The 14,386-nt window shown below is 60.2% G+C and carries 12 protein-coding genes; 7 read left to right on the forward strand and 5 right to left on the reverse strand.

From position 1 onward, the window contains the following. Nucleotides 1-108: 108 nt before the first annotated feature. From GNG27_RS07355 to GNG27_RS07365, 3 genes are all read right to left on the reverse strand, one after another. On the reverse strand, nucleotides 109-924 hold the full coding sequence (locus GNG27_RS07355) for a Cof-type HAD-IIB family hydrolase (protein WP_156263260.1): 816 nt from the start codon (nucleotides 922-924) through the stop codon (nucleotides 109-111). Between the two features lie 223 nt (nucleotides 925-1,147). Continuing rightward, complete coding sequence (locus GNG27_RS07360; RefSeq protein ID WP_142488801.1) at nucleotides 1,148-3,580, reverse strand: formate C-acetyltransferase/glycerol dehydratase family glycyl radical enzyme; 2,433 nt, start codon at nucleotides 3,578-3,580, stop codon at nucleotides 1,148-1,150. Between the two features lie 4 nt (nucleotides 3,581-3,584). Further along, complete coding sequence (locus GNG27_RS07365; protein WP_142488802.1) at nucleotides 3,585-4,484, reverse strand: glycyl-radical enzyme activating protein; 900 nt, start codon at nucleotides 4,482-4,484, stop codon at nucleotides 3,585-3,587. A 126-nt stretch (nucleotides 4,485-4,610) separates the two neighbouring features. Between GNG27_RS07365 and fsa the strand changes: the two genes are divergently transcribed. Next, the gene (gene fsa, locus GNG27_RS07370) at nucleotides 4,611-5,273 is read left to right on the forward strand and encodes a fructose-6-phosphate aldolase (protein ID WP_156263261.1); all 663 of its coding nucleotides are present in this window, start codon (nucleotides 4,611-4,613) and stop codon (nucleotides 5,271-5,273) included. A gap of 89 nt (nucleotides 5,274-5,362) precedes the next feature. Here fsa and moeB read toward each other — a convergent pair whose 3' ends face one another. Together moeB and moeA are read right to left on the reverse strand one after the other, a co-directional pair. Beyond that, nucleotides 5,363-6,115, reverse strand: a complete 753-nt coding sequence (moeB, locus tag GNG27_RS07375) for a molybdopterin-synthase adenylyltransferase MoeB (RefSeq protein WP_156263262.1) — start codon at nucleotides 6,113-6,115, stop codon at nucleotides 5,363-5,365. A 2-nt stretch (nucleotides 6,116-6,117) separates the two neighbouring features. Next, on the reverse strand, nucleotides 6,118-7,350 hold the full coding sequence (gene moeA, locus GNG27_RS07380) for a molybdopterin molybdotransferase MoeA (protein WP_156263263.1): 1,233 nt from the start codon (nucleotides 7,348-7,350) through the stop codon (nucleotides 6,118-6,120). Nucleotides 7,351-7,539: 189 nt separating this feature from the next. Here moeA and iaaA point away from each other — a divergent pair, with 189 nt between their 5' ends. The 6 genes from iaaA to GNG27_RS07410 all read left to right on the forward strand — a co-directional run bounded on the left by iaaA (nucleotide 7,540) and on the right by GNG27_RS07410 (nucleotide 14,352). Further along, complete coding sequence (gene iaaA / locus GNG27_RS07385; protein ID WP_156263264.1) at nucleotides 7,540-8,478, forward strand: beta-aspartyl-peptidase; 939 nt, start codon at nucleotides 7,540-7,542, stop codon at nucleotides 8,476-8,478. A gap of 11 nt (nucleotides 8,479-8,489) precedes the next feature. Then, nucleotides 8,490-10,361: a glutathione ABC transporter ATP-binding protein GsiA gene (gsiA, locus tag GNG27_RS07390; protein WP_156263265.1), complete on the forward strand. Its 1,872-nt coding sequence runs from the start codon at nucleotides 8,490-8,492 to the stop codon at nucleotides 10,359-10,361. Nucleotides 10,362-10,396: 35 nt separating this feature from the next. Continuing rightward, nucleotides 10,397-11,935, forward strand: a complete 1,539-nt coding sequence (gene gsiB / locus GNG27_RS07395; protein ID WP_142488808.1) for a glutathione ABC transporter substrate-binding protein GsiB — start codon at nucleotides 10,397-10,399, stop codon at nucleotides 11,933-11,935. A 47-nt stretch (nucleotides 11,936-11,982) separates the two neighbouring features. After that, nucleotides 11,983-12,903, forward strand: coding sequence for a glutathione ABC transporter permease GsiC (gene gsiC, locus GNG27_RS07400; protein ID WP_142488809.1), 921 nt, complete (start codon nucleotides 11,983-11,985; stop codon nucleotides 12,901-12,903). Nucleotide 12,904: 1 nt separating this feature from the next. Continuing rightward, nucleotides 12,905-13,816 carry a glutathione ABC transporter permease GsiD gene (gene gsiD, locus GNG27_RS07405; protein ID WP_156263266.1) on the forward strand — a complete coding sequence of 304 codons (912 nt, stop codon included), beginning with the start codon at nucleotides 12,905-12,907 and terminating at the stop codon, nucleotides 13,814-13,816. 146 nt (nucleotides 13,817-13,962) lie between these two features. After that, complete coding sequence (locus tag GNG27_RS07410) at nucleotides 13,963-14,352, forward strand: hypothetical protein (protein WP_156263267.1); 390 nt, start codon at nucleotides 13,963-13,965, stop codon at nucleotides 14,350-14,352. Nucleotides 14,353-14,386 lie beyond the last annotated feature (34 nt).

Genomic DNA, 14,386 nt, shown 5'->3' on the forward strand with positions numbered 1-14,386 from the left:
AGTGATACTTTAGGTTAAAAATAAGTTAAAGCAAGTTAAATAACTTGATGAAGTGCACAGGCTGAGAAAAAAGAAGGGGGTTCGCCGGAGAAGGCTCCGGCGGGGCGATCAGTGGCTGAAAGGCGGGGTGTTATCGAGGACGGCCTGAATCACGTTCAGCGCGCCCTGGTGGTTGTTGTCGTCGGCCTGATAGCGGGTGATGGCTTTAATGCTTTCGCCGGCGTTACCCATGGCGAAGGAGTAGTGGGCAAACTTCAGCATTTCGGCGTCGTTACCGCTGTCGCCAATCGCCACGCACTCCTGCGGGGAGATATGCCAGCGCTTGAGCAGACGGCTGAGGCCGTTGGCTTTATGCAGGCCGGGGATGATCAGATCGACAAAACCAAACCCGCTGGTCACCGGCTTCATGATGCCGTCGAGGGAGACGTGCAGGGCATCAATCAGGTTCGGAATATCGCTGTCGGGCAGGTTCAGCGAGAACTTAAACAGCACGTCGTCAATCTCGCGATAGTCGCTGACGCGCTGTAAGCGGTGATAGTGTTTTGACATCAGGTCAACGAACGCCTCGGGCGCCTGGTCGCTGACGTACGCGCTTTCCAGACCGCAGGCGACGAAGTTCAGGGATTTATCTTTCAGCAGCTCGCCAATGACGATCTGCGATTCGTGCTTCGTCAGCTCACCGTGGAAAATCTGCTCGCCGTGATCGAACACCAGCGCGCCGTTTTCTGCCACGAAGGAGATCTGCGATTTCAGCTCCGGGAAGAAGGAGATGAGCTGGTAATACTGGTTGCCGCTGGCGACAACGAACTCAATATTCCGGGCCTGAAGTTGCTGGAACTGCGCCTGAAAGCGGTCACGATCGTACTGCTTGGCGTCATCAAGAAAAGTTCCGTCCATGTCGGTGACGATAACTTTAACGGTCATACATTGCGCTCCTGAGTCACTGCGTTATGAAACATTCTAATAACAAGGTGACGTGGAGCACAAATTTAATTTCGAATGAAAGTAAAAATCCGGGTGGCGCTGACGCTTACCCGGCCTACATTTTAGCTCCCGTAGGCCGGGTAAGGCGCAGCCGCCACCCGGCGAGAAAGACCGCACGATCTTATAGGCCCGGTAAGCGTAGCGCCACCGGACATTGCCGAGGCTACAGCGTATGCTCAGTACGGGCGATAATATCGTCCTGCGCATCCGGTGACAGGGCGGTGAAGAACGCCGAGTAACCCGCCACGCGCACCACCAGATCCCGATACTGGTCCGGGTGTTTCTTCGCTTCCAGCAGCGTTTCGCGGGAGACGATGTTGTACTGGATATGCCAGCCTTTGTGCACCTCGAAGAAGGTGCGCAGCAGCACCATCAGCTTCTGGCGGTCGCTGTCGTTATCCAGCGTCGCCGGGTTGAGCTTCTGGTTCAGCAGCACGCCACCCAGAATCGCTTCGGTCGGCAGCTTCCCGACAGAACCAATTACCGCGGTCGGCCCCAGATGGTCAGTGCCGGAAGCCGGGCTTGCCCCTTCCGCCAGCGGGGTATGCGCTTTACGTCCATCCGGGGTCGCCATGGTTGCTGCACCAAAGGGGACGTTGGCGGAGATAGACGAGGTCCCGGCGTAGTAGTTACCGCCAATCGGGCCGCGGCCGTAGCGCGGGTTGTGATACTGCTTCAGCTCTTCGATGTAGGTCTGATAGGCGCGAGCCAGCAGCAGATCCACGCTATCGTCGTCGTTGCCGTACTTCGGTGCGCCGTTGATCAGACGCTGGCGCAGCTGCTCGTGGGTCAGCCCCTCGTAGTCATCCGCCAGCGCCGCCGCCAGCTGCTGCTGACCGATGGCTCCCTGGTCGAAGACCAGCTTCTTCACCGCCGCCAGGCTGTTGCCAAGGTTGGCGATCCCCACCTGCAGGCCAGAGACCCAGTCATACTTCGCGCCGCCCTGCTTGATGCTCTTCGCGCGCTCAATGCAGTCATCTACCAGCGCCGAGCAGAGAATGTCATGCACGTTCTCTTCCAGCATGGTATCCACCACGTACTCAATCTCGATGGATTTACGGGTGTAGTACTTAATCTGGCGGTCCCAGGCGGCCATCACTTCGTCGAAGTTGTTAAAGTTACCTTCAGAGAGCGCTTTGACCTGCGGCAGGAACACTTTGCCGCTGGTGGCGTCGCGGCCGCCTTCCATCGCCGCCAGCATTACGCGGGCGAAGTTGATAAAGCTCATCCCGGTGCAGCGGTAGCCCCATTTGCCGCCGACGGCGGTCTCGATACAGCCGATGGCGGCGTAGTCGTAAGCATCCGCTTTTTCGATGCCGAGCTTGATGAATTCGGGGATCACGATTTCATCGTTGTTAAAGGCTGGCATCCCGAAGCCGCAGCGGATCACCTGCACGCAGGCGTCGAGGAAGTCGTTGCTCATGCCCGCGTGGTAGCGCACGCTCAGGTTCGGCTGGGTGGAGCGCAGACGGCCGCAGGATTCCAGAATCGCATAAGAGAGCGGGTTAACCGCGTCCATTGCCACATCGTTGACCAGCTTCTGGCCGCCGATGGTGACGTTCTGATACAGCGGGCTCCCGGCTGAGGCTTTGGAGTGCGAGCCGGAGCGGATCTTATTCACTTCCAGCAGCTTCAGCCAGCAGCTGTGCAGCAGCTCGATGGCGTGCTCACGATCCAGAGACTGGTTCAGCTCCACGTCGCGGCGGTAGTAGGGGTAGAGATACTGGTCCATACGGGCAAACGACACCGAGTGGCCGTTGGATTCAATCTGCAGGATCAGCTGGATGAAGTAGCACAGCTGCAGCGCCTGCCAGAAGGTTTTCGGCGGTTCGTGGGCGATCACATCGCAGTTCTCCGCCATCGCCAGCAGCTCGTCCCGGCGGGTTTCGCGGGTTTCGCTGGCGGCCATCTCACGGGCCAGATCGGCAAAGCGTTCGATATGCAGGCTCACCGCTTCCAGCACGATATCAATCGCTTTCAGGAACTGGTCGCCGTGCAGATCTTCCAGGCAGGTGAGGTTGATGCGGGAGCGGCGCTCGTCCACTTTATGACGCATCCCGTCGAGCCCTTTCTCCAGCACCAGCGGGAAGTTCACCGCCAGGTGTGCATCGCCGGAGGTCATGTTGCCTTCGGCTTTGATAATGCCGGTTTCCAGCAGGCCTTTCTGCTCATCGGTGAACATGCCGTAGCAGCGATCCTGCACCGTCTGGCCGCGCCACCACGGGCACAGCGCGTGCAGGACGCGTTTGTTCTCTTCGCTTACCGCAAAGCCCGCGCCCGGGCGGTCGGCGAGATCGTCGATCTCTTTCTCAATCCACGAGACGGTGTATTCCGGGAAGATCGGCGCGGCGCGGACTTCGCTTGCCTGGTTGCCGATAATCAGCTCGTCATGTTTGATCCAGATGGTGCGCTGCGCCAGGTGGTGCGCCAGCGCCAGCGCGCGACGTACCGGGATCGGCTTATCCATATGCTGCTGGTACATTTCGGTGTAGTGCTGCGCACGCTCGGTACAGACCGGGGGCTTAACAATGTGGACCAGGGCAGTTTTATGCGCCTTAATGCGATCGCTCAGGGTAGAAAGATTCAGCTGTGTCATAACATTATCCTCGTAAGGTCGCGGTTAACCCTTTCCGGGCGGCATACTGCCGGGCAAAGTCCAGTAAAGCAGGGTTATCGAGCGGTTTATCTGGGGCAGAGTAGGGTTGGCCGAGCAGGGTGTATTTGTTCATGCCCAGCGTGTGGTACGGCAGAAAATGGATGTCGTGGACGTTCAGTTCGTCGGCGGCAAAGTTGGTAATGGCGGTAATGGAGGCCTCATCGGCGTTAAAGCCCTGGATCAGCGGCACGCGGATGGTGAGCTGTTTTCCGGCCGCGGCCAGGCGCTTGAGGTTATCCAGCACCCGTCTGGCGGAACCGTCGGTCCACTGCTTAAACACCGCGCCGTCGACGTGCTTCAGGTCGGCGAGAAACAGATCGATCCAGGGTAACGACGGTTCGATATAGTGCCAGGGCACATGCAGGCAGGTTTCGACCGCGGTATGAATGCCCTGCTCATGGCTGGCCTGGAACAGCTGGCGCGCCAGGTCCGGGTTCATAAAGGGCTCGCCGCCGGAGAGGGTGATCCCGCCGCCGCTGCGATCGTAGAAAGGCTTATCGCGCAGGACGGTGGTCATGATCTCCTCCACCTGCTGCTCTTCGCCGCAGACGGTGAGGGCCTGGGTCGGACAGCAGTGGGTGAGGGCATCCAGATGCGTATCGTCGAGTTTCTCGCGGTGGATCACCAGGCCATTCAGCGTCCGGTCGATGACCGCGGGCGCCACCTGCTGGCAGAGGTTGCACCCCTCCAGGCACAGGCGGGCATCGAACAGCAGGTCCCGCGACCGCGCGCGGCTCTCCGGGTTCTGACACCAGCGGCAGCCCAGCGAGCAGCCTTTCATAAAGACCACGGTACGAATACCGGGGCCGTCGTGTGTCGAATAACGCTGAATGTTGAAGATCATAATGTTGCCTCTTGTTGCGTATGAAGATTAAATTACTTTCGAATGAAAGTTATCTTGACGCAAATCAACTCCGGCGCAGGTTTTGCCGTGTAGGGTTACGGCATAGTCATTTTTGAGGACCCGATCATGGAACTGTATCTCGACACATCCGACGTTATCGCTGTTAAAAAACTGGCTCGCGTATTTCCGCTGGCCGGCGTAACCACTAACCCAAGCATTGTGGCCGCAGGCAAAACGCCGCTCGAGGTTTTACTGCCTCAACTGCAGGAGGCGATGGGCGGTCAGGGCCGTCTGTTTGCTCAGGTGATGGCGACTACCGCAGAAGGAATGGTGGAAGACGCGCTGAAGCTGCGGGGTATCGTCGCCGATCTGGTGGTTAAAGTGCCGGTTACGGCGGAAGGGCTGGCGGCGATCAAGATGCTGAAAGCGCAAGGGGTGCCGACCCTGGGGACGGCGGTCTACAGCGCGGCGCAGGGGATGATGGCGGCGCTGGCGGGCGCGGAGTATGTCGCGCCGTACGTGAACCGCGTGGATGCGCAGGGCGGGGACGGGATCCAGACGGTGGCCGAGCTGCAACAGCTGCTGACCCTGCACGTGCCGCAGTCAAAGGTGCTGGCGGCAAGCTTTAAAACCCCGCGTCAGGCGCTGGATTGCCTGCTGGCAGGCTGTGAATCTATTACCCTGCCGCTGGATGTGGCCCAGCAGCTGATTACCTCTCCGGCGGTGGATGCAGCCATTGCGAAGTTCGAGCAGGACTGGCAGAACGCCTTTGGACGGACGTCGATCTAAGGGTATTGCCGGGTGGCGGCTTCGCCTTACCCGGCCTACGGTTCGTGCTTTTGTAGGCCGGGCAAGCGCAGCGCCGCCCGGCAACGGTTTCACTCCCCGCACACCTCGCACCCCGGATTACGCATCAGCTTCATCTCGCGGAACTGGCAGGTCATCGCGTCGTACATCACGATTTTCCCCGCCGCGGGCGTGCCGTAACGGGTCAGCGCTTTTATCGCCTCCATCGCCTGCATCGAACCGATCACCCCCACCAGCGGGGCCATCACGCCGGCCTCCACACAGGTCAGGGCGTTTTCGCCAAACAGGCGGCTCAGGCAGCGGTAGCAGGGCTCGCCCTCCACGTAAGTAAAGACGCTCACCTGTCCCTCCATGCGGATCGCCGCACCGGAGACCAGCGGTGTCTTATGGGCAAAACAGCCCGCATTGAGCTGATTGCGAATGGCGACGTTGTCGGTGCAGTCGAGGACCAGATCGTGGTGGGCAATCTGGGCCGACAGCGAGGCGTCATCCAGCAGGACATTGAGCAGGGTGAACTGTACGTTGGGGTTGATGCGCGTCAGCGACGCATGGGCCGACACCACTTTTGGCTCGCCGAGGGTCGCATCGCTGTGCAGGGTCTGGCGTTGCAGGTTGGAGAGCGACACGGTGTCGAAATCGAGCAGCGTCATGCGCCCCACGCCGGCGGCGGCCAGATACTGGGCCGCGGCGCAGCCCAGCCCGCCGAGGCCGACCACCAGCACGTTCGCCGCTTTCAACGCTTCCTGCCCGTCGAAATCAAAGCCGCGCAGCACAATCTGGCGATTGTAGCGCAGCATCTCCTGGTCGCTCAGTTCCACCGTCATGGTTAGCCCCCAAACAGCGCGTTAAACGGCTCAACCTCAACCCATTCACCCGCTTCCACGTTGCCGCGCTCGCGCTCGAGCACGATAAAGCAGTTGCCCTGGCTGAAGGAGCTAAAAATATGCGAGCCCTGGTGGCCGGTGGTGCTCACCTCCAGCTCGCCGTCGGCGTTACGCGCCAGAATGCCGCGCTGGAAGTCGAGACGACCCGGTGATTTTTTCAGGCGGGTGGCGGCGCGCACGCGCTGGCGGGCGGGCAGGCTGTGCCCCAGGTTGCCGGAGAGCTTCGCCAGTAGCGGCTGCACCAGCTGATAGAACGTCAGCGCCGCAGAGACCGGGTTCCCCGGCAGGCCGCAGAACCAGCTATTCGGCAGCTTGCCGAAAGCGAACGGTTTGCCCGGCTTGATGGCCAGCTTCCAGAAGCCGATCTCGCCCAGCTCATCAAGAATGGTTTTGGTGTAATCCGCTTCGCCCACCGACACGCCGCCGGAGCTGAGCACCACGTCGGCCACGCGATCCGCTTCGATAAAGGCTTCGCGCAGCTTGTCCGGATCGTCCGGGATAATCCCAAGGTTGATCACCTCGCAGCCCAGCTGCTCCAGCATCAGGTGCACCGCCAGACGGTTGGTGTCGTAGATCTGCCCCTCGGTCAGCGGCTGACCCGAGAGCTGAAGCTCGTCGCCGGTGGAGAACAGCGCCACCCGCACCTTGCGCACCACGGCAATTTCGGCAATACCCAGCGAGGCCAGCACCGGCAGTTCGGCCGCGGTCAGCCGGGTGCCCACCGGGAAGACGGTTGCGCCCAGGGCAATGTCTTCCCCGCTGCGACGGATGTTCTGACCCGGCTTAACGCTGGCGATAAAGCGCACGCCGTCGTCGGTCTGCTCGGTCTCTTCCTGCATCACCACGGCGTCGCAGCCCGTTGGCACCGGGGCACCGGTCATAATGCGGATACAGCTGCCTTGAGGCCATTCGCCCTGGAAGGGCTGCCCGGCAAAGGCTTTGCCCGCCACCGGCAGCGCGGCACCCGCCGCCAGATCCGCCAGCCGTACGGCATAGCCGTCCATCGCCGAGTTATCAAAACCCGGTACGTTGAGGGGCGAAACGATGTCGGCGGCGGTCACGCGGCCAAAACAGCGCAGCAGCGGCAGCGTCTCCTGGTCTGACAGGGGTGAAAGTCGATCGAGCATCTGCGCGAGTGCCGTCTCAAGCGGCATCAGTCCGGCGGTAAAATCCATGGGTCACTCCAGCGAGAGAATAACGAAGGCGGCCATTATGGCAGAAAAGTGCCCTTAACTGTATGACACCATGGGCTTAGCCTTTACATCACAGTTGGGTCTTTCTATATTCAAAAATCATCTGAAGTTCCGGCAACGATAATGATATTTATAGAAAAAGCGGCAAATATGCCCGGTAAGGTGAAGTAAATGAGGAATGCAGTCATCGCGATCCACGGCGGCGCAGGGGCGATCACCCGCGCGCAGCTCAGTCAGGAACAGGAGAGGCGCTACATTGAGGCGCTTTCATCGATAGTCGAAACCGGCCAGCGGATGCTGGAGGCGGGAGAAAGTGCGCTGGATGTGGTCACCGAAGCGGTCCGCCTGCTGGAGGAGTGCCCGCTGTTTAACGCCGGGATTGGCGCGGTGTTTACCCGTGACGAAACCCATGAGCTGGACGCCTGCGTGATGGACGGCATCACCCTGAAAGCGGGTGCCGTGGCCGGGGTCAGCCATCTGCGCAACCCGGTGCTGGCTGCCCGTCTGGTGATGGAGCAGAGCCCGCACGTATTGCTGGTGGGCGAGGGGGCCGAGAAATTTGCCTTCGCGCACGGCATGGAGGCGGTTTCGCCAGATATTTTCTCCACCCCGGAACGCTATCAACAGCTGCTGGCGGCGCGTGATGCGGGTGAAACCCGGCTCGACCATTCCGCACCGCTGGATGAATCCACGAAAACGGGTACCGTCGGCGCGGTGGCGCTGGATAAGGCCGGTAACCTGGCCGCCGCGACTTCTACCGGCGGGATGACTAATAAACTGCCCGGCCGGGTGGGCGACAGCCCCTTACCCGGCGCGGGCTGCTATGCCAATAACGCCAGCGTGGCGGTCTCCTGTACCGGCACCGGCGAGGTGTTTATTCGCACGCTCGCGGCGTATGACATCGCCGCGCTGATGGACTACGGCGGCTTAAGCCTGGCCGAAGCCTGCGAGCGGGTGGTGATGGAAAAACTCCCGGCGCTGGAAGGCAGCGGCGGGCTGATTGCCGTCGATCGCGAAGGCAACGTGGCATTACCGTTTAACAGCGAAGGCATGTACCGCGCCTGGGGCTATGCCGGCGACACGCCGAGCACCGGAATTTACCGTGAATAAGGGAGAAAGGGATGCCGCACAGCGATGAACTCGACAGCCAGCAGGTGCTGGCGGTGCATAACCTGAACGTCGCCTTTTCCGACGAACGCCAGACGATCCCGGCGGTAAAAAACCTCTCTTTTTCGCTAAAACGTGGCGAAACGCTGGCGATCGTCGGGGAATCTGGTTCCGGTAAATCGGTTACCGCCCTGTCGCTGATGCGCCTGATTGAACAGTCCGGCGGGCAGGTAGCGTGCGACAGCCTGCTGCTGCGCCGTCGCAACGGCCAGGTGAGCGATCTCACCGGGCTCAATCCGTCGCAGATGCGCAGCGTGCGCGGCGCCGATATTGCCATGATTTTTCAGGAGCCGATGACCTCCCTCAACCCGGTCTTCCCGGTGGGAGAGCAGATCGCCGAGTCGATCCGTCTGCACCAGGGGCTGAGCGGCGAAGAGGCGCTGGCCGAAGCTAAACGCATGCTCGAGCAGGTGCGGATCCCGGAGGCGGACGCCATTCTGGGACGCTATCCGCATCAGCTCTCCGGCGGGATGCGCCAGCGGGTGATGATCGCCATGGCGCTCTCCTGCCGTCCGGCGGTGCTGATTGCCGATGAACCGACCACCGCGCTGGACGTCACCATCCAGGCGCAGATCCTGCAGCTGATTAAAGTGCTGCAGGAGGAGATGGAGATGGGGGTGATCTTTATCACTCACGATATGGGCGTGGTGGCGGATATCGCTGACCGGGTGCTGGTGATGTACCAGGGCGAGGCGGTTGAAACCGGCCCGGTGGAGCAGATTTTCCATGCCCCTGAGCACCCTTATACCCGGGCGCTGCTGGCTGCGGTGCCGCGACTGGGGGCAATGAACGGCCGCGACCTGCCGCGCCGTTTTCCGCTGATCTCCCTGACTCATCCAGGTTTTCAGGAGGCCGAAACCGAGCAGGATACCGTGGTGCCCGGCGAGCCCATCTTAAAAGTGCGCGATCTGGTAACCCGTTTTCCGCTGCGCGGCGGCCTGCTAAACCGCGTTAAGCGTGAAGTGCACGCGGTAGAGAGCGTCAGCTTTGATTTATGGCCCGGCGAAACGCTGTCGCTGGTGGGCGAGTCCGGCAGCGGCAAATCGACCACCGGCCGGGCGCTGCTGCGGCTGGTGGAGGCCCAGGAGGGCACCATCACCTTTAACGGTGAGCGCATCGACACCCTGCCGGCCGGGAAGCTGCAACCCCTGCGGCGGGATATTCAGTTTATTTTTCAGGACCCTTATGCCTCCCTCGATCCCCGCCAGACGGTGGGCTATTCGATTATGGAGCCGCTGCGGGTACATAACCTGCTGGAGGGCGACGCTGCCCAGCGGCGGGTGGCGTGGCTGCTGGAGCGCGTGGGCCTCAAGCCGGAGCACGCCTGGCGCTATCCCCATGAATTTTCCGGCGGTCAGCGGCAGCGGATCTGCATTGCCCGCGCGCTGGCGCTGAATCCGAAGGTGGTGATTGCCGACGAGTCGGTCTCGGCGCTGGATGTCTCCATCCGGGCGCAGATCATCAATCTGCTGCTCGATTTGCAGCGGGAGATGGGCATTGCATTTCTGTTTATTTCGCACGATATGGCGGTGGTGGAGCGCATCAGCCACCGGGTGGCGGTGATGTATCTCGGACAGATCGTTGAGATTGGCCCGCGCCGGGCAGTGTTTGAAAATCCGCAGCACCCTTACACCCGCAAGCTGATGGCGGCGGTGCCGGTGGCCGATCCGGCTCATCGTCAGGCCCGGCGGGTGCTGCTTCAGGACGAGCTGCCGGGCAACATTCGCAAGCGTGGGGAAGCCACCGAGCGCGTGGTGCTGCGGGAGGTAGGCCCCGGCCATTTTGTCGCCCCGCCGCGTCAGGATAATGCCTTTAAGCATCTATAACGAACAACAGCACAGAACAACCGGAGAACACAACAATGACAAAATTTGTTGCTCGCAAATGGCTGTTAGCCGCGAGCGTAACGGCAGCCCTGGCGGCCACGCCGGCTTTCGCAGCAAAAGACGTGGTGGTGGCGGTGGCCTCCAACTTCACCACCCTCGATCCGTATGACGCCAACGACACCCTGTCGCAGGCGGTGGCGAAGTCGTTTTATCAGGGGCTGTTTGGTCTCGATAAAGAGATGCAGCTGAAAAACGTGCTGGCCGAGAGCTATAAAGTTTCGGACGACGGGCTGGTCTATACCATTAAGCTGCGCAGCGGGGTTAAGTTCCAGGACGGGACCGACTTCAACGCGGAAGCGGTGAAGGTCAACCTCGATCGCGCCAGCAACCCGGAAAACAGCCTCAAGCGTTATAACCTGTATAAAAATATCGCCAGCACCGAGGCGGTCGATCCCACCACGGTAAAAATCACCCTGAAAGAGCCGTTCTCGGCCTTTATTAACATCCTGGCCCACCCGGCCACGGCGATGATCTCCCCGGAGGCGCTGAAAAAGTACGGGAAAGAGATCGGCTTCCATCCGGTGGGTACCGGCCCGTATGAGCTGGTGACCTGGAATCAGACCGACTTTGTGAAGGTGAAGAAGTTCGCCGGTTACTGGCAGCAGGGGCTGCCGAAGCTGGACACCATTACCTGGCGTCCGGTGGTGGATAACAACACCCGCGCGGCGATGTTGCAGACCGGCGAAGCGCAGTTTGCCTTCCCGATCCCTTACGAGCAGGCGGCGCTGCTCGGCAAAAACAGCAAGCTGGAGCTGGTGGCCAGCCCGTCGATCATGCAGCGCTACATCAGCATGAACGTCACGCAAAAGCCGTTCGATAACCCGAAGGTGCGCGAGGCGATTAACTACGCCATCAACCGTGAGGCGCTGGTAAAAGTGGCCTTTGCCGGTTACGCGACCCCGGCCACGGGCGTGGTGCCGCCATCCATTGCTTACTCCCAGCAGTATCATCCGTGGGAATACAATCCGACGAAGGCGCGCGCGCTGCTGAAAGAGGCGGGCTTCCCGAACGGCTTCAGCACGACCCTGTGGTCGTCACACAATCACAGCACCGCCCAGAAGGTGTTGCAGTTCACCCAGCAGCAGCTGGCGCAGGTAGGCATTAAGGTGCAGGTCACGGCGATGGATGCCGGACAGCGTGCCGCCGAAGTGGAAGGTAAAGGGCAGAAAGAGAGCGGAGTGAGGATGTTCTACACCGGCTGGTCGGCCTCCACCGGCGAAGCCGACTGGGCGCTGTCGCCGCTGTTTGCCTCTAATAACCAGCCGCCAACCCTGTTCAACACCGCGTTCTACAGCAATCCGCAGGTGGATAAAGATCTGACCGATGCCCTGAAAACCACCCAACCGGAAGAGAAAGCGAAACTGTACAAGGATGCGCAGGACACTATCTGGAAGGAGTCGCCATGGGTGCCGCTGGTGGTTGAGAAGCTGGTCTCGGCGCACAACAAGGCGCTGACCGGGTTTTACATCATGCCGGATACCGGCTTTAGCTTTGACGACGCGGATCTGAAATAGAGCACTCATTCCCGCAGGCGCGCGTCTGCGGGATGAGAGGAATGTGCATGCTGAATTATGTGATTAAACGCCTGCTGGGGCTGATCCCGACGCTGCTGATTGTGGCGGTGCTGGTCTTTTTATTCGTCCATATGCTGCCCGGGGATCCGGCGCGGCTGATTGCCGGCCCGGAAGCGGATGCCACGGTCATTGAGCTGGTGCGTAAGCAGCTGGGGCTGGATCAGCCGCTCTACCGGCAGTTCTGGCACTACATCACCAACGTCCTGCAGGGGGATTTTGGTACCTCGATGGTCTCCCGTCGGCCTGTTTCCGAGGAAATTGCCAGCCGCTTTATGCCCACCTTCTGGCTGACCCTCGCCAGCATGGCCTGGGCGGTGCTGTTTGGTCTGGGGGCGGGGATCGTGGCGGCCGTCTGGCGTAACCGCTGGCCGGACCGGCTGGGGATGGCACTGGCGGTGACCGGGATCTCCTTCCCGGCCTTTGCGCTGGGAATGCTGCTGATGCAGGTCTTCTCCGTGGAGCTGGGCTGGCTGCCCACCGTGGGGGCGGACAGCTGGCGACACTACATCCTGCCTTCCCTGACGCTGGGCGCGGCGGTGGCGGCGGTGATGGCGCGCTTTACCCGCGCTTCTTTCGTTGACGTGCTGAACGAGGACTATATGCGCACCGCCCGGGCGAAGGGGGTCAGCGAGAAGTGGGTGATCCTCAAGCACGGCCTGCGCAATGCGATGATCCCGGTGGTGACCATGATGGGGCTGCAGTTCGGCTTCCTGCTTGGCGGCTCGATCGTGGTGGAGAAGGTCTTCAACTGGCCGGGACTCGGGCGCCTGCTGGTCGATTCCGTCGACATGCGAGACTACCCGGTGATCCAGGCGGAAGTGCTGCTCTTTTCGCTGGAGTTTATTCTTATCAACTTAGTGGTGGATGTGCTCTATGCCGCCATTAATCCGGCTATCAGGTATAAGTAAGATGCGACTGTTAAACTGGCGCCGGCAGGCCATGTTAAAGGCAATGCCGGGACTCAAACCGGATCAGATCCGCACCCCGTGGCATGAATTCTGGCGGCGCTTTCGTAAGCAGCCGGTGGCGATGACCGCCGGGCTGTTTGTCCTGCTGCTGATCCTGGTGGCGGTGCTGGCCCCCTGGATCGTCCCCTTCGATGCGGAGAACTACTTCGATTACGACCGGCTGAACGAGGGGCCGTCGATGATGCACTGGTTCGGCGTGGATTCCCTCGGGCGGGATATCTTCAGCCGGGTGCTGATGGGGGCGCAGATCTCCCTCGCGGCGGGCGTTTTTGCAGTACTGATTGGCGCGGCCATCGGCACGGTGCTGGGCCTGCTGGCGGGTTACTACGAGGGCTGGTGGGACCGGGTCATCATGCGCATCTGCGACGTGCTGTTTGCCTTCCCCGGTATTCTGCTGGCGATTGCGGTGGTGGCGGTGATGGGCAACGGCATGGCGAACGTCATTATCGCCGTGGCGATCTTCTCGATACCGGCCTTTGCCCGCCTGGTGCGTGGGAATACCCTGGTGCTGAAACAGCAGACCTTTATCGAGTCGGCGCGCAGCATTGGCGCCAGCGACACCACCATCCTCTTTAACCATATTCTGCCGGGCACCGTCTCCTCGATCGTGGTCTATTTCACCATGCGTATCGGGGTGTCGATTATCTCGGCGGCCAGTCTGTCGTTCTTAGGGTTAGGCGCTCAGCCGCCAACGCCGGAGTGGGGAGCGATGCTCAACGAGGCGCGAGCCGATATGGTGATCGCTCCGCACGTGGCGCTGTTCCCGAGCATGGCAATTTTCCTCACCGTGCTGGCGTTTAATCTGTTAGGAGATGGGCTGCGCGACGCGCTGGATCCGAGAATTAAGGGATAATCTACCAATAATGGTAGAAGTTAATGTGAAATGCTTTGATATTCAGTAGGTTATAAATTGCCGTATAAAAGGTTTGCTGGAGTTAACTATTTGTAAAAATTATAATGATTAATGGTTGAATAACGTTAAATATTGTAAGGATTACAATGAAAAAGCTCCTTTTATGCGGCATGGTTTTACTGTCTACCTCTTGCGCCGATTTCCAGAAAAACATGAGTGACGGGATGAAAGCGGTCAATTCGGCCCTGACGCCGAAATCTTCTACCGGCACGCAAACTGCGGCGGCGGCAAAACAGTCCGGCACCATTACCAATGAACAGTGCAAGACCAGCGTGGGTAAATCCCGCGACTATTTTGAAGAGATTGTTGGCTTCAAGCTGAACGAGACCAACTCTTCGGGCTATACCTCTTTCTCCGAGACCTATAACCTGCGCATTTCCGATCGTAAAGACCGTTTTGGCGGCAACTTCGCCATCTGCATTATCTCTATCGATCCGCAGACCAATAAGGTCACCACCTTCTCGATGCCGACCTGATTCAGGCATTTTGCCGGGTGGCACTGCGCTTACC

The sequence above is a fragment of the Leclercia sp. 119287 genome, assembly GCF_009734485.1.
Classification (GTDB): domain Bacteria; phylum Pseudomonadota; class Gammaproteobacteria; order Enterobacterales; family Enterobacteriaceae; genus Enterobacter; species Enterobacter adecarboxylatus_C.

What these genes read in the sequence shown, in the direction of transcription:
- GNG27_RS07355 (WP_156263260.1), bottom strand. Translation starts at nt 924, where the DNA reads ATGACCGTTAAAGTTATCGTCACCGACATGGACGGAACTTTTCTTGAT.
- GNG27_RS07360 (WP_142488801.1), bottom strand. Translation starts at nt 3,580, where the DNA reads ATGACACAGCTGAATCTTTCTACCCTGAGCGATCGCATTAAGGCGCAT.
- GNG27_RS07365 (WP_142488802.1), bottom strand. Translation starts at nt 4,484, where the DNA reads ATGATCTTCAACATTCAGCGTTATTCGACACACGACGGCCCCGGTATT.
- fsa (WP_156263261.1), top strand. Translation starts at nt 4,611, where the DNA reads ATGGAACTGTATCTCGACACATCCGACGTTATCGCTGTTAAAAAACTG.
- moeB (WP_156263262.1), bottom strand. Translation starts at nt 6,115, where the DNA reads ATGACGGTGGAACTGAGCGACCAGGAGATGCTGCGCTACAATCGCCAG.
- moeA (WP_156263263.1), bottom strand. Translation starts at nt 7,350, where the DNA reads ATGGATTTTACCGCCGGACTGATGCCGCTTGAGACGGCACTCGCGCAG.
- iaaA (WP_156263264.1), top strand. Translation starts at nt 7,540, where the DNA reads ATGAGGAATGCAGTCATCGCGATCCACGGCGGCGCAGGGGCGATCACC.
- gsiA (WP_156263265.1), top strand. Translation starts at nt 8,490, where the DNA reads ATGCCGCACAGCGATGAACTCGACAGCCAGCAGGTGCTGGCGGTGCAT.
- gsiB (WP_142488808.1), top strand. Translation starts at nt 10,397, where the DNA reads ATGACAAAATTTGTTGCTCGCAAATGGCTGTTAGCCGCGAGCGTAACG.
- gsiC (WP_142488809.1), top strand. Translation starts at nt 11,983, where the DNA reads ATGCTGAATTATGTGATTAAACGCCTGCTGGGGCTGATCCCGACGCTG.
- gsiD (WP_156263266.1), top strand. Translation starts at nt 12,905, where the DNA reads ATGCGACTGTTAAACTGGCGCCGGCAGGCCATGTTAAAGGCAATGCCG.
- GNG27_RS07410 (WP_156263267.1), top strand. Translation starts at nt 13,963, where the DNA reads ATGAAAAAGCTCCTTTTATGCGGCATGGTTTTACTGTCTACCTCTTGC.